Genomic DNA, 14,880 nt, shown 5'->3' on the forward strand with positions numbered 1-14,880 from the left:
ATGAGTTGCTCGTGCCCTCGGTGGCTTGCCAGTTAACAAAACTGGCGCCAGATCCATCGATGATGATGTTGTGGACAGCGGCGCTGGGTCGTTTGTCCGGCGGGGTTTGGGTGCCCCTTGGAAGACCGGCTTTTTTACCGGTGACGGGATGGGTGCAATGTGCTGCTAATTTGCATCCAACCCCTTCTAACCAAGGCTATTTAGCTACGATTTCGCGGTTAGGGTGCAAAGGATTATACGGGCGTTGGGAGGGTTCGTCTACCCATGTGGTTAATTCAGGGGCGGCCCGGCGGCCTGTCGGCGGGGAGTTTGTTCCCGCAAAAGCTCACCTGTCGGGCGTTCGACCGCGTTTGCGCCTCCCGAAAACGCTCACCTCAAACGGGCCGCCGAAGCAGTTGTCGAATACGATTCATCATCGCGTCAGGTGATGCTGACGGTGAAGCGCACCATCACGATCGCGCGACCAACCGCCGCGCAAAAATCCGCCGCATCAGATCGAACGCCACCAGATTGCCGGCCACCACCAGCAACAGCCCGACCACCGCCAACGCGGACCACTGATAGCCTTCGAATACCGTCGACACCGCCAGCGCCACAATCGGAAACAGTACCGTGCAGTACGCGGCCCGTTCGGGGCCCATGCGTCCGACCAGCATCAGGTACGCGGTAAAGCCGATTACCGAGCCGAACACCGCGAGATAAGCCAGCGCGCCGAGATAACGCACGGACACGGTTCGACCGCGAACGAAAGCCGGCCAGCAGGCTCCCCGCCGTCAGGATGCTCGCGCCGATCAGCATCGCCCAGCTATTGGTGGCGAACGGGTGCAAGCCCATCGATTGCATCCGGCTCGACAACAGATTGCCGGCCGAAAAACACAAGGTCCCCAGGAACGCGATCCCAAGGCCCAGCCACGCCGTGTGATCGCCCAGGTGTCCGGCCATCTGCTGAACGAACAGACAGACAATGCCGACGAGCCCGAGCAACGCACCGGCAATCGCCGAGGGCTGCAGCGGCCGGCCCATGAAGAGGCGTCCGTTGATCGAGTTCAGCAGCGGCGCGGTGAAGAATACCACCGCCACCAGGCCGCTCGGCACGACCTGTTCGGCGTAGTAGAAGCAGAGGAAGTTCAGGCAGAAAAGCGCCAATCCTTGCGCGGCCAGCAAGCGCCATGCGGCGCGCGGCGGCCAGATCGGCCGGCGCATGATGCGCAGCAGCGCGAACAGCAACAGCGCCGCGATCCAGAAACGTCACGCAAGCGACACCGGCGGCGCAACCGCGCCGAGTTGCCATTTGATGGCGATCCACGTGGTGCCCCAGATCAATACGGTGACGGCATAGAGCGCGAGATTCATGGTCGAGCCTGCAACAGCGAATGCGGAAGGAAGCTCGACTATGCGCCCGCGCAGCCGGCCGCACTTGTCCAGGATTGCGCACTTTTTCGCGTCGACGAGCCGCCGCGCAGGGCTCACCGTATACTCGTGCTCATCCAGTCATCGACAGTCATTCGCCCGTTTTCCGTGAACGTCAGCCCACCCGTCCCCGTGATGCCCGCTACCGAAACGCCGTTCGGCCTGCAGTCGGTCTGTCACACGCTGAGCAGCGGCAACGCGAATCTGGACCGCTTCGCGTGGCTCGGCGACCGGCTCGCCATCGCCGTCTGGACGCGCGCATCGTCAAGCAGCGTAGGCACCAGCTGGTCGGGGTTGATTTCCCTAAATGCCGGCGCGAGCTGTTCACCGCCGTTGCGCACCAGATGCACCGGCAGGTACTCGTACGGGATCCCCTTGAGGTTCAGCGCAATCCGCACGCGATAGGACGCCGAACTCCGGAAGTAGCTATATAGCTTCAAGTCCGCTCTTAGCCCTGAAGCTGATCCCACATTTCCCTGTCTCGTTCAGCCGTCCAGATACGTGGATGGCTGATACCGCTGGCCTCGTCGTAGGCCCGCGACACGTCGAAGGGCAGGCAGTGCTCGTAGATGAAAAAACATGCCCGAACTTCGGGTCCATGACCTTGCGCGTGTGCGCCATCACACCGTTCAGATCGAACTTCTGCGCGACTGCATCACGACCACTCTGAAGCAGAGTGGTCACGAAGTCCTTCGTATAGTTGAGCCCTTGCTCGATATCTTCGCGTGTCACCAGTGCCGGTCCACGGCCCGGCACGAGCTTTTCCGCACCGAGAGCACGCAGCGCTTCGAGCGTCGCCGGCCACTCGGCCAGCTGAGCGTCACCGCAGTAGCAGGCCGCCCCGTATTCGACCAGATCACCGGAGAACAGCACCTTCTGCGACGGCAGCCAGACCACCGTGTCGCCCTTGGTATGGCCCGCGCTGGGATGTGCGATCTTGACTTCAAGCTTGCCGAGAAAAAGCGTGATTTCCTTTTCGAAAACAAGCGTTGGCCAGGTCAGCCCAGGCACCGTCTCCACATCTGCGAACAACCTCGGGAAGCGTTCGATCTCCGACTTCATGTCCGCTTCGCCGCGCTCTACGATCAGCTCATAGGTACCGCGGCTGGCGATGATCTCCTGGGCCCCTTCCTTAAAGTAGGCCGACGCGCCCAGGACGCGCACGGCGTGATAGTGCGACAGCACCACATACTTGATCGGCTTGTCCGTCACCGACCGGATTTTTGCGATCAGTTGCTGTGCCATTGCGGGCGTACCGGTTGTGTCGATGATCAATACACCATCATCACCGATGATCACGCCCGAATTCGGATCGCCCTCGGCGGTGTACGCATAAGCGTTCTCCGACAGTTGCGTCCATGTAATTTCTTTGACTTCCAGGTCCCCTTGGGATGCGAATGCCTTTGCCATGCCAACTCTCCGTGTTCTGTAACGGATATCTAAGATGGGGAAACAGCTGTTTTGTGCTAGCGCGGACCCCGAGGTCATGCGCCGCCGCGCTCCACCAGCATATGAGACAGGATGGCGTGCGCGTCGTCCTGCTCCTGGATAGTGTTCACGATCTGCACAAGCTGGTCAGCCTGCTGACCTGAGACCGGTTTAGCCGCATACTGCAGACAGTCCGTGAAACGCGCCAGATGGGCCTGCTCGGGCAGAGCGTTGCCTGGAAAACCCGGAGCAATATCGAGCGCCAGCTTCAGCCGACGGCCATCGGCCGCTTCGACGCGAAGCTCGACTGCCGTATGGTGAAGCGCCTGCATGGTCTCATCGGAAATCACGTCGACCCGACCGGTGAATGCAAGTACCTCGGGATCGCGGATGCTCGACTCGACGAAGTGCTCGAGTCGCGATGCGCCCCGAACCAACGCATTAGCGACGCAGTATTTCGCACTGAACTGCGCGTTCACGCGAGGGTTCTCGCCTATTACGAAATCATGGCCAACAAGGCGGTACGCATACGGCGGCAGTCTGACCTCAATGCGACCGACGTTACCCTGTCCGATATCGAGTTCCTTGCGTGCGCGCAGCGCCAGCTCGGTCACCCCCTGCGTCAGGCCGCAACTGGGGTATTTTTTGAATACGGTGCTCATTACCTGCCACTGTTCTCCGAGTCCCTCGACAAACTCGTCGGCCTTGCGAAGCCCTCGGGCAAATTGGTGCGCATATCCGTAGACACCGGACAGGAAGCGGCCCGGTCCGGTGATACCGCGTTGCGCGAGCTGCGCGCACATGACCCCGGTCTCGGCCACCCACCCCTGAATCAGTCGCACCGCGAGTGACCCGTCGATATTGCTCTGGAAGCTGCCCGCTGCCCGGTTGAACGCCAATGCCAGTGAGTGCAGGGTTTGCTGACGGTCCAGGCCGAGTATCCTCGCCACCGCTGCGGTCGCGCCGAAGACCCCGGCCACGCCCGTCGGATCGGCGCCATCGTAATCAGTCTCTGCCAGATTCATCCGGGAGGCGACCTCCGCCCCGATGAGGAGCGCGGATAGGAAGTCCCGGCCCGAGCAACCGCCGGCGAGCTCCACCGCGGCCAGTGCCGCCGGAATGAGCGAGGAACCGGTATGCAACCCGGGCGCCATCGCATCGCAAAAGTCCAATGCCCGACACATGACGCCGTTTACCAACGCGGCACCGCTGGCTGATACGGAATCGCCATGAATGAACACTGTGGCATCGCCTGATCTGTCACGTTCCCTGACGAAGTCCAGAATCGCTGCGCAACCGTCCTCGGAGGCACCCGCGATCGCCGTACCGAGGGTCGTCAAAAGCATGTTGCGCACGACTGCGAGTGCCTCTTCCGGTGCATGCGAGGCATCAAACCCATGCACATAATCCGTCAGACGCCATTCAGCCTGCATCAAATCATTGGATCCGCTCATGGATCAACGCTCCGCGGAAGGTTCGAGGTTGCCGGTGGTCTCCACTTTTCCCCTCGCGATACCAAGCGCCTCGCGCAGCACTAATAGATCGCCGATGTGGTTGGCCAGCAGCAGGATCAGCCGCGCGTTGAGCGTTGAACTCTGCTCATCGGTGAGGTCACGATGAGCATTGATGAGCGCCTCGTAAAAATCGTCGCCGGGAACGAACGAATAGAAATAGCGTTTGCCGGGTTCAGCAAAATTGGGCTGCGTAGTCAGTGCCATTCTGAGTCCTTCAATCGTTGCACGTCGCGCGGGCAATTGCGCTCCGTACCTTCATCGGGTCAAGCTCGCGCCAGCGTGCTGCGACATGCTGGTCGGGCCGCACAAGATAGACGCTCCCGGGAGCGAGATCGTATCGCTCGCGGACGCGCCCCTTGATGTCGATGAGCGTGGGAATGCCGCTAGGGGCGCTGCCACCTTCCGCCACCACAACTGCTTCGACCGGAATCGGCGCATCCGAAAGTTCGGCGAGCGCCTGAACAGTCGCCGCATCGAGCGCTGACGCGTCCTTCGTGAAAAGGAGCAGGGCGAAGCGGTCACCGAATGCACCGAGCAGCCATGATTGACCTCCACCGGTCACCGGCGCATCGGCCATCGGCGCCCCCGGCACCATGTTGCCGGCGAACGTCGACGCATCCGGCGTGTTAAGACTCGAGTCGATCAGGATGGTGGGCACCGAGAGACGGCCAGAGTTCACCAGCGCCCGTGCAAAAGGCTGCTCCCCGGCCAGCCCCAGTAGAGCATCACGGAACGTTTTGCTGATGTTGCTTTTCGGGGTAATGAAATCCGTCGAGCGCGTCGAGTTCCTGATGTTGTCGTCAGCAGCCAGCCCGCGCTCTTCCGTGTAGGTGTCGAGCAGCGCCGACGGCGCCTTGCCTTCCATAACGAGCTTGAGCTTCCATACCAGGTTGTCGGCGTCCTGTATGCCCGAATTGGCACCCCGCCCCCCAAAAGGAGAAACCTGATGCGCGGAATCGCCGACAAAAAGCACGCGGCCATGGTTGAAGCTGCCCATGCGCCGGCACTGGAACGTGTAGATGCTCACCCATTCGAGCTCGAACTCGCGGTCGTCGCCCAGCATCGCTTTGATGCGCGGGATCACATTCTCTGGCTTCTTTTCCTCTTCCGGGTCGGCCTGCCAGCCAAGCTGGAAGTCGATCCGCCAGACGTTGTCGGCCTGACGGTGTACGAGCGCTGACTGATTACGGTGAAACGGCGGATTGAACCAGAACCACCGCTCCGTGGGGTAGTCGGCGTTCATGACCACATCGGCAATCAGGAACCGATCCTTGAAGATTTTCCCGTCGATGTCCAACCCAAGAAAGGTGCGGATTGGGCTGCGCGCGCCGTCCGCAGCGACGAGCCATTCCGTGTCCAAGGTGTAGTCCCCCGCAGGGGTCCTGACCTGAAGCGTCACCTCATGACCCTGCGGCATAATGCCGATGACCTCGTTCTTGAAACGGATCTCGAGATTCGGCAACTCGCGAGCGCGTCGAAGCAGAAACTCTTCGAGGTAGTACTGCTGAAGGTTAATCATGCCGGGGCGATGATGGTCGGGCTCCGGGCTGAGATTGAAGTTAAAAACTTCCGTCTCGTCAAAGAATGTACGGCCGACGTTCCAAGACACACCCTTTTCCATCATCGGCCCGCTGCAGCCGAGTCGGTCGAAGATCTCGAGCGTGCGTTTGGCGTACGCCACCCCGCGTGAGCCGAATGAAACAGTATCGTCGTTGTCCAGGAGAAGCACCGGCGTCCCCTGGGCGGCCAGGTCAATAGCGGTAGTGAGACCGACCGGACCGGCGCCGACCACGACCACCGGGTAGCGCCCATGGGGAACGCCATTGAGCTCAGGCGGACGCACAAATTCGAATTTCTCGTACTGATAGGTACTATGCACTGTCAATGTCTCCAGATTACAACCTTGCGTAACCGCGCCGCCAGGTCACGCCATGCAACGCCGACCCGGCGCCCGCCCGCCACGCCAACCCCTCGTGTCACGTCTCGTGCTTCAGACTTCCCGTGCGTGCTGCCAGCATGAACGCCACGACAAGGATTGCGCCGATCAGGGCGGCCACCCTGGGATAGGCCAATCCTGCATACATGTTCCCGTTCGCCGCGACGATCGCGAAAGCCGCTGCAGGAAGAAATCCTCCAGTCCAGCCGAAGCCGATGTGGTAGCTCACGGAAAGCGCGGTGAAGCGAATCCTGGCTGGAAACAGTTCAGTCATTGCCGCTGCTAAAGGTGCGTAGGTCATGGCTGCAAAAGTGGCAAGGGCGACCAGCAGCAGGAAGACCATTGGCCGGTTCACACCGTGCGGCGGGGCCTTCTGCGGGTATCCGGCCGAGTCCAGCGCACCGCGCAGCGAGGCGGCGAAAGCTTTAGCCTTGACTGGGGCGTCCGGCCCGCTGCCTTCGTAAGAAGCGACGACCTTATCGCCCACCCTGATGATTGCACCGGCACCCGCGCTCGCTGTCTCATTCGTGTAGCTGATGCCGGCGCGGACAAGCGCACTCTTCGCGAGATCGCAGGACGTATGGAGCTTCGACGTTCCGAGTGCATTGAATTGCGTGGAGCATTCGTGCGGATCGGCCACGACCACGACGGGCGCCGTCTCAATGGCGCGTTCCAGCGCCGGATTGGCAAAATGCGTCAGGCCGCGGTAGATAGCCGGATAACAAAGGACAACCAGAATGAAACCTGTGCAGATTACTGTCTTACGCTCGATCTTGTCGGACAGCACGCCGAAAGCGAGAAAGATCGGAACCGCCATGACGAGCGAGAACATTGAAAGCAGATTGGCCGTTGCGGGCTCAACGCGCAGCACCTCAGTCAGGAAAAATGGCGTGTAGAAAAATGCGCTGTAAAACGTCACCGCCGCGCCGGGTCCAAGAGCGAACAGCGAACAGATCATTGCGACGATGTTGCGACGACCGGTGAACGCTTCCCTGAGCGGCGCGCGTGAGACCTGGTGTTCGTTGCGCAGGCGTTCGAATTCAGGTGATTCGCCCATGCGGGTACGCATCCACAACGACAACGCCAGCAAAACCAGCGATAGCACGAACGGCACACGCCAGGCCCATTCAAGAAAAGCCGCCTCGCCAAATGTAGAACGCGTGCCCTGCACGACCAGCTGAGAGAGAATCAGACCAGCGATCGGTGCAATCTGGAGCCACGAGGTATAGAAGGCGCGCCGATTTGCCGGAACGTGTTCCGCGACGTACACCATCGCCCCTCCATTTTCGCCGCCCAACGCGAACCCCTGCACAAGCCGCAGCCCGACGAACATAACGGGGGCGAGGACGCCGACGGTTGCGTATGTCGGCAGCAGACCGATGAGCACGGTCGCGAGTCCCATCAGCGCGACCGTCACGACGAAGACCTGTTTTCGACCGAGCCGGTCGCCTATGCCGCCGAAGACCATCGCGCCAAGCGGCCTGACGAGAAAGCCTGCCGCAAATCCGAGCAACGTAAAGATCAGCGACAGCGCGGGATTGACACCGGAAAAAAACTGCTTGCCAATCACGGCAGCCATAGTGCCGACGAGGAACAAATCGTACGCCTCGAAGCACGATCCAAGCGATGCAGCAACCACAATCTGGTAAAGGCTCGCGCCCGAGCGCTTTCCTGCGGAATGTTCAGGCAAAGCTGTGCCTGCCGCGAGGCTCGCGGCGGTTTGATCGGATTTCATTTTGTCTCCTCCATCCGGACGATGGTGGACCGGCTTTGGACAAACCCTTTGGGTATGTCACTGGGTTGCCTTGTCCTTCACCGATCCAGGTGATTCCTGGGTAGCCGCTTATCTCTTACGGACAATACGGTTCATGTTTTCCTACCAGCGATGGGCCAAGGCCACCGCCGCTCCTTACATCCTCACGTCACCCGTCACGGCCGGCGCGCGGGAAGCACCGTCGCGCGGCACTCACCGAACCCGATGCGACGATAGCCGTCTCGTTCGCACCATGCGCGCATGATGACTGTGTCGCCGTCCTCCAGGAACGTGCGGGTTTCTCCGCTCGGCAACGTGAACGGATGCTTGCCGCCTTCCGTGAGTTCAAGAAGACAGGCGCGCGAAGCCGGATCGGGGCCTGAGAGCGTCCCGCTGCCGAGCAGGTCGCCTGGGCAAAGATTCGTCCCGTTTGATGTCTGATGTGCAATCAGTTGTGACATTGCCCAATAAGCGTCCGGATAACGCGAGATGGACAAGCTCGCCGGAGGTGCGCCGCTGGTTCGCATCTGCGCTGACTGCAACAGAGTCTCGACCCGAATATCAATCGAACCACGTGTCGCCAGCTCCGGACTCCAAAGGTGCGGCATCGGCGCAGGATCACCTTCAGGCCGAGAGAAGCCGGTGCGGTACGGCTCGAGCGCCTCGAGCGTCACGATCCACGGCGACAGGCTGGTGAAAAAGCTTTTCGCAAGGAACGGCCCCAGCGGCTGATATTCCCATGACTGAATGTCGCGCGCGGACCAGTCGTTCAACAGGCAAACGCCGAATACATGCGCGTCAGCATTCTGGATGTCAATGGCCGTGCCGAGTTCGTTTCCTTGTCCGATGAGTACACCGAGCTCGGCTTCGTAATCAAGTCGCCGGCTGGGCGCAAACTCCGGCTCGGCGCTGCTCGGGTCCTTCAGTTGACCGGTTGGCCGACGGAAATCCTGTCCCGACACACGAATCGAGGACGTACGGCCGTGATAGCCTACCGGCAGCCAGCGATAGTTTGGCAGGATCGGATTGTCGGGCCGGAACAGACGGCCGACGTTTGTCGCATGGCTGAGCGACGAGTAAAAGTCGGAAAAGTTCTCGATGCGCGCCGGAAGAGCGTATTCAGCGTCCGCCTGCGGAACGAGGCATTCGGAAACCTCCTTCCGCTGAGGACAGTCCTCAGATAGCAGGAACGACACAGCCGAGCGCACAGCGCTTCGCTTGTCGGACGATAGCGCCATGTAATCGTTGAGCGGCGCACGTGCGGCCGCCTGCGCTGCCTCACGCGCTTCTGCCGGAAAAAGACTCCTTGCCAGAGCAGCGCCTACATCAAGAATTTGATCGCCGATTGCGATGCCGCCTCGGAAATCTTCGCCTCGCGAAGCCCGCCGGAATACGCCGTGGGGAAGGTTCTGAATTGGAAAATCCGTCGCGCCGTCATTTGCTGAGCGGACCCAGCTCTTCCGTGAAGCTTCATGGGTGTGATTGGAACGGGTCATGTTCACTTATTTCCTTCCGCAGAGGTCTCGTAGCGCTTGCGCTTAATCTGTCCGATCAACTCAATCATGGCGGCGGAGACGTCCCGGCCTTCGGCTTGCGCCGCTGCTTTCGCGGCGAGCCATTGATTAAGATCTTCCTGCGCCCGGGTAGTGTGCTGGTTCCATGCAGGATCGATCGGCGTCGTCAACTCAAGCCGATATCCGTTCGGGTCCCTGAAATAGATGCTCTGAATAATGCCTTTGTGATCGACGGGGCCAAGTACATCTACGCCCTGGCTTACCAGCCATTCCTTCCAGCGCATGAGCTCGGCCGTATCGCTCACTTCAAGCGCGATGTGGTCGAAGACGTCGTAGGCGGGATGCGACGGAGACGAGGGCAAAGGCAAATCGGTGCATTCGAAGAACGCCATCGTTGATCCGTCCGCCATCCGGAAGAAGATATGGAAATAGGGAAAGGCATCACCCGTGGACGGCACGAGATCATCCATGATCGTGCTCGCGAGTTCCATTCCGAGGATGCGGCCGTAAAAGTCGGCAGTCGCACCGACGTCATGCGTGACGCGTGCATAGTGATTGAGCATATTCGGCCGCAGTCCCAGCTCGGAGGCCGAGCGGCGCGCTGCTAATGTGGAAGTTTGCATATCGACTCCTATCTGTCGTAGTTAGACCGGCACGGGGGCGCGATCGATGACTTGTGCCAGCACGTCCGTCAGGCACTGCGCGAGATCGACACCTACTGGAGCAGTTGTACAGCGCCACGCAACGTGCTGATCCGGGCGCAGCAGGATTGCGCCGTCATCCTGGATTTCGCGTACGTTGCGCCATTCGCCCGAAGGATCGCTTACCTGTGCGTCGTCGGCGATGACCACCACCTCGACGGGCATACCGAGCCTGTCAGTGGTCTCCTTTGCCGCCGTTTCCCAGATGTCCGGCCGGCCGGTAATAAGCACAAAGCGATCAGCCCGTGCGAGATCAAGGCTGGAAATTTTCTGCGCCCCGCGCGCCAGCCATGCATGCGCGATGCGATGGCCGGGGCGCGTGGTCGGAACGAAGCGTTGGCCCAGCGGGTCGCGGGGCGGAGGCGACGTGTTGTCGCTGACGAGCGCACCCCTGTCGTACCGGATGCCGATTTCGAGGTCGTGCGCCTGATATTCTGTCCGGTGCACCTTCATCAGTTCGTTGAATCGGGCACGTCGTGCCTCTGCGTCGTCGCCCTCGGCGAGCAAGGCCTTGAAGTTTGCCTCGCTGCCCTGCGGATCGCCCGGCACGATTCCGATGGCTGCATTCGTCACCTGATAATTTCCGAACGTGAACAGTGCCCAGTTGACGTTGCGCTCGGCGACCGGGCGACGTTCGCTCTCATAGCTGTCAAGCAAACCGGCTCCGGCACGGCCCCGAATCACGGCAGCCAGTTTCCATGCCAGATTCTGTGCGTCGTGCACGGCGGAGTTCAGGCCAAGCCCCGTCGTGGGCGTGTGTCTATGTGCGGCATCGCCTGCCAGAAAGACGCGGCCAAACCGATAGCGATCAGCCAGCACACCCTGCACGATCCACTTGCCGACGCTGAGCACGCTAATGTCGAGATCAGGAATCTTCAACAATGCGCGGATGCGCGGCACGAGCGTAGCCGCCTCGTAATTTTCGCTGCTGCCGGGCTTGAAACTGAAGTGGAACATCCATTCTTCTGAGCGACGGTCGAACCGCGTCGGGCCCAGCTTACCCAGCACGCCGCTACCCCATGCTTTGGTGTCGCCTTCGGGATTCGCAAACCAGAACGTGCTGACGTTGTCGTCGTCGATATAAGCCGACAGATCTGCCGCGAAGTAGACGGTCACCATCTCCAGCAGTTCGGGCGTACCTTCAAGACGCGCACCGACGCACGGACCGACCGTTTTTCCACCGTCGGCAGCGACGACGTATTGAGCGCGAACCTGATAGTTTTCGTCAGCGATGCGGTCACGCACGGTCGCGATGACCTCGGTCTCGCTTTGCTCGATCGACAGCAACTCGTGACCGAAGCGCATCTGCGCACCACCCATCTGCTCCGAATGCGCCTTGAGCAGCGGCTCAAGGCGCACTTGCGGATAAACGGTGCTCTGGCACGGACTATCTTTCTGATACGTAGACGCCAGGGAACCGCCGCCCCAGGCTTCGAGTTCGTAAAGCGTCTTGCGGTCCCACGGGCGATCGCCGCCCAGACTCGTGCACCAGCGCATCTTGCTGACGTATTCGATCGGCAATGATCGTGCGTAGATTGCGTCGGCAAGGCCGTATTGACGAAACACCTCCATCGTGCGCTGATTCAGGTACCGCGCCTTCGGCATCGGCGACTGCTGCGGGTGCCGCTCGATCAGCAGCGATTCAACGCCAAGGTTGGCCAAAAAAATAGATGTGCTCAGCCCGCAACCGCCTCCACCGACGATCAGTACCGGTACATTGACTTGTTTCAAGATTGCTCTCCTCATCTTCAGCAGCTTGCGCAACGGCTACTGGCCGAGCTGGCCGCGCAACTCCGTTTTCAATACCTTGCCGTAACTGTTTTTTGGCAACTCATTGGTGAACCGGTAGTGTTTCGGGCGCTTGAAACGTGCAATGTGCTGCACACACCAATCGTCCAGTTCGTCGCGGGTCGTTTGACGGCCCGCGTGAAGCACCACGAAAGCCACGGGCACCTCACCCCATTCGTCGTCTCGCTGTCCCACTACCGACACTTCTGACACCGACGGATGAGCCAGCAAGGTTTCCTCTACCTCTCGCGGATAGATGTTGGAGCCGCCCGAAATGATCAGATCCTTCGATCGGTCCTTCAGCGTGAGAAACCCGTCCTCGTCGAGACTGCCGGTATCGCCCGTGTAGAGCCAGCCGTTGCGGATCGCGTCGCGCGTAGCGGACGCATTGTTCCAGTAGCCAGGCATGACGGCGGCGCCGCGCACGACGACCTCACCTGTTTCTCCTTTCGGGGCGGAGCTTCCGTCTCCCGCCACGACGTCGACTTCGACGAGCGACTGTGCGACACCCACGGAAGCGGCACGGGCCGGCCAGCGAGCATGCTTCCGATCCGAGAGATGGTGACGTCCGAGTGCGGTAATTGTCATCGGGCTTTCGCCTTGCCCATAGATCTGCACGAGGCGCGGACCCAACACTTCCAAAGCCTGCTGTAAGTCATTCACATACATCGGTCCGCCGCCATAGACGATCGTCTTGAAGCCGGCGGGATCGGCATCGACTGCGCGGAAATGATCGACAAGCCGTTTGACCATCGTCGGTGCCGCGAACATCGCGAGAGGTCCGACACGTGCGGCCAGACCAGCCAGCTCCTCGGGCTCGAATCCACCCGAGCGCGGCACCACGTGACGCGCGCCTCGCAAGATGTACGCATAGTGGTAAAGTCCGGCCCCGTGAGACATCGGCGCTGCGTAGACCATCGCGTCTTCGGGGCGAACATCGTCCACGTCAATGCAGTAGCACGCGGTCATCGCCATCAGGTTCCGGTGAGTCTGCATGACGCCTTTCGGTCGCCCAGTCGTTCCGGATGTGTAGAACAACGACGCGAGATCATCGGGCTGACGGTGATGCAGGTCGGCCGGTGCATATTGGACCGCATGCAGGTATTCGTCCGAGCCGAACACGACGCAGCGCCGTTTACCGCGTTGCAGGTCGCCCAGTGTCGACAGCAACTCGCTCGAAACGAACAGCACGTCAGCCCCGGCGTCATCCAGGATGTACTCCAACTCTCTGGGATGCAGCTTGCAGTTAGCAGGCACGGAAAGGGCACCTGCCCAATAGATGGCCTGAAGCACCTCCAGATATTCGGGACGGTTGGCGGAGTAGATGGCAACCCGGGCACCAGGCTGTACGCCGCATTGCTCGCTCAGGAAGCCTGCTAGCGCCGCCACGCGTGTTGCGAGTTGCCCGTATTCGAGCCAGGGTTCGTCGCCGTGCAGAACCGCGAGCCGCTTCGGAAAGATCGCTGCCGTGCGCTGCAGCCACCGGGCGATGTTCATCGGCTGCGCTCCAGAATGCTGACATAGCTCGCCACCGCGGAGCCTCCCATGTTGAAGACGCCGGCGAGTGAGGCATCGGGAACCTGCATTGCGCCTGCCGTATTGGTCAGTTGCATCGCAGCAATCGCGTGCATGGACACGCCTGTGGCGCCGATCGGGTGGCCTTTCGCTTTGAGCCCGCCAGAAGCGTTGACCGGAAGTCGCCCTCCACGGGCAACGACCCCTTCTTCGATAAGACGATGGCCCTGGCCAGCAGCGGCCAGGCCCATCGCTTCGTAGCTGAGCAACTCAGCGATCGTGAAGCAATCGTGAACCTCGGCGAACGACAGGTCGTCGACCGCGCAACCGGCACGCTCGAGTGCGCCGCGCCAGGCGCGCTTCGGACCTTCGAACGACGCAGCATGGCGGCGCCCCAGCGGCAGATAGTCGTTGACCTGCACACGGGAACGGATTGAGACCGCACGAGGAAAATCTGCGGCCGCATCGCTCGAGGCAAGCACCAGTGCCGCAGCGCCATCGGAGATTAGCGAGCAGTCTGTCTTGCGCAGCGGTGGCGCAATCATCGGATTTTTTTCAGATACGGTATTGCAGAACTCAAAGCCGAGATCGCGCCGCATATGCGCCCACGGATTGTCGACGCCATTCGCGTGATTTTTTGCGGCGATACGCGCGAGCGCCGACGAATGGTCTCCGTACTCCGCGAAATAGTCCTGCGCGATTGAGGCGAAGATTCCCGGGAAGCCCCCGGGTGGATTTCCCGCCTCGCCCGAGTATGCGCAGTTACCAAGAATGCGCGTCACATCTTCGCCGGATACATCGGTCATCTTCTCGGCGCCGATTACCAGCGCGATGCGAGCACGGCCCGCCTCAATCGCATCGCATGCCGAATAAATTGCGGCGGCGCCCGACGCGCAGGCGTTCTCAACACGCACCGCCGGCTTCCATCGCAGCCCATCGCTGCAATTGAGCGTCAGTGACGAAGCGAAGATGTCCGGGACCAGACCACCATTTAAATTGCCCAGCCAGGTGCCGTCGATCTCTTCGCCTTGCAGGCCCGCATCCTTCACGGCTTCGCGGCCGGCCCGCACGATCAGATCCTCAAGGCTTGCGCCGTCGAACCGGCCAAACGGCAAGTGCGCCCAGCCTACAATCGACACTCCCATCGCGTTCTCCCATCAGTGTGCTTATGGGAAATTTACCCGCGTCATCACCGGGAGGGCAGTCGTCGAATTACATTAGGGTGAACACCGGTAAGATGCGTCTTAACTTCCTTTCATTAATCCGCGTTTCTCCGGGCGTGGGACCTACAACGTCGCAATGTGGCGCAGAGGTAGTGCAG

At 60.8% G+C, this 14,880-nt stretch carries 9 protein-coding genes and 4 pseudogenes; 1 reads left to right on the forward strand and 12 read right to left on the reverse strand.

Features of this window, described 5'->3' with window-relative positions; translation table 11 throughout:
• Positions 1 to 449: 449 nt before the first annotated feature.
• Positions 450 to 1,353, reverse strand: a pseudogene (locus OKW27_RS00860) (DMT family transporter).
• Between the two features lie 165 nt (positions 1,354 to 1,518).
• Between OKW27_RS00860 and OKW27_RS00865 the strand changes: the two are divergent.
• Positions 1,519 to 1,668 (forward strand): annotated as a pseudogene (locus OKW27_RS00865) (AraC family transcriptional regulator); the annotation flags it as partial.
• Here the strand turns inward: OKW27_RS00865 and OKW27_RS00870 are convergent.
• The 11 genes and pseudogenes from OKW27_RS00870 to OKW27_RS00920 form a co-directional block, all read right to left on the reverse strand.
• A pseudogene (locus OKW27_RS00870) lies at positions 1,647 to 1,850 on the reverse strand (glutathione S-transferase N-terminal domain-containing protein); the annotation flags it as partial. The pseudogenes OKW27_RS00865 and OKW27_RS00870 sit on opposite strands and share 22 nt — an antisense overlap.
• An 8-nt stretch (positions 1,851 to 1,858) precedes the next feature.
• Positions 1,859 to 2,820: pseudogene (locus OKW27_RS00875) on the reverse strand (MBL fold metallo-hydrolase).
• Between the two features lie 74 nt (positions 2,821 to 2,894).
• Positions 2,895 to 4,292: an MmgE/PrpD family protein gene (locus OKW27_RS00880; RefSeq protein WP_429332231.1), complete on the reverse strand. Its 1,398-nt coding sequence runs from the start codon at positions 4,290 to 4,292 to the stop codon at positions 2,895 to 2,897.
• A gap of 3 nt (positions 4,293 to 4,295) precedes the next feature.
• The gene (locus tag OKW27_RS00885) at positions 4,296 to 4,556 is read right to left on the reverse strand and encodes a DUF2783 domain-containing protein (RefSeq protein WP_429332232.1); all 261 of its coding nucleotides are present in this window, start codon (positions 4,554 to 4,556) and stop codon (positions 4,296 to 4,298) included.
• Positions 4,557 to 4,566: 10 nt separating this feature from the next.
• A complete protein-coding gene (locus OKW27_RS00890) occupies positions 4,567 to 6,231 on the reverse strand; it encodes an FAD-dependent oxidoreductase (protein ID WP_429332233.1) in 1,665 nt (554 codons plus the stop codon).
• 97 nt (positions 6,232 to 6,328) lie between these two features.
• Entirely contained in the window at positions 6,329 to 8,023 is a 1,695-nt protein-coding gene (locus OKW27_RS00895; protein WP_429332234.1) for an MFS transporter, read from the reverse strand.
• Between the two features lie 194 nt (positions 8,024 to 8,217).
• Positions 8,218 to 9,537: a fumarylacetoacetase gene (gene fahA / locus OKW27_RS00900; RefSeq protein ID WP_429332235.1), complete on the reverse strand. Its 1,320-nt coding sequence runs from the start codon at positions 9,535 to 9,537 to the stop codon at positions 8,218 to 8,220.
• 2 nt (positions 9,538 to 9,539) lie between these two features.
• Positions 9,540 to 10,178, reverse strand: coding sequence for a VOC family protein (locus OKW27_RS00905; protein WP_429332236.1), 639 nt, complete (start codon positions 10,176 to 10,178; stop codon positions 9,540 to 9,542).
• Positions 10,179 to 10,199: 21 nt separating this feature from the next.
• A complete protein-coding gene (locus OKW27_RS00910) occupies positions 10,200 to 12,020 on the reverse strand; it encodes an FAD-dependent monooxygenase (protein WP_429332237.1) in 1,821 nt (606 codons plus the stop codon).
• 3 nt (positions 12,021 to 12,023) lie between these two features.
• Entirely contained in the window at positions 12,024 to 13,541 is a 1,518-nt protein-coding gene (locus tag OKW27_RS00915; RefSeq protein ID WP_429332238.1) for an AMP-binding protein, read from the reverse strand.
• On the reverse strand, positions 13,538 to 14,704 hold the full coding sequence (locus tag OKW27_RS00920; protein ID WP_187619939.1) for an acetyl-CoA acetyltransferase: 1,167 nt from the start codon (positions 14,702 to 14,704) through the stop codon (positions 13,538 to 13,540). Before OKW27_RS00920 ends, OKW27_RS00915 begins: the two co-directional genes overlap by 4 nt.
• Positions 14,705 to 14,880: the final 176 nt, after the last annotated feature.

Origin of the sequence: Paraburkholderia sp. 35.1, assembly GCF_050436525.1 — a bacterium.
Taxonomy (GTDB): domain Bacteria; phylum Pseudomonadota; class Gammaproteobacteria; order Burkholderiales; family Burkholderiaceae; genus Paraburkholderia; species Paraburkholderia tuberum.

Excerpts from the sequence above, each read along its gene's own strand:
- OKW27_RS00880 (WP_429332231.1), bottom strand. The coding sequence starts at position 4,292 with ATGAGCGGATCCAATGATTTGATGCAGGCTGAATGGCGTCTGACGGAT.
- OKW27_RS00885 (WP_429332232.1), bottom strand. The coding sequence starts at position 4,556 with ATGGCACTGACTACGCAGCCCAATTTTGCTGAACCCGGCAAACGCTAT.
- OKW27_RS00895 (WP_429332234.1), bottom strand. The coding sequence starts at position 8,023 with ATGAAATCCGATCAAACCGCCGCGAGCCTCGCGGCAGGCACAGCTTTG.
- fahA (WP_429332235.1), bottom strand. The coding sequence starts at position 9,537 with ATGACCCGTTCCAATCACACCCATGAAGCTTCACGGAAGAGCTGGGTC.
- OKW27_RS00905 (WP_429332236.1), bottom strand. The coding sequence starts at position 10,178 with ATGCAAACTTCCACATTAGCAGCGCGCCGCTCGGCCTCCGAGCTGGGA.
- OKW27_RS00915 (WP_429332238.1), bottom strand. The coding sequence starts at position 13,541 with ATGAACATCGCCCGGTGGCTGCAGCGCACGGCAGCGATCTTTCCGAAG.
- OKW27_RS00920 (WP_187619939.1), bottom strand. The coding sequence starts at position 14,704 with ATGGGAGTGTCGATTGTAGGCTGGGCGCACTTGCCGTTTGGCCGGTTC.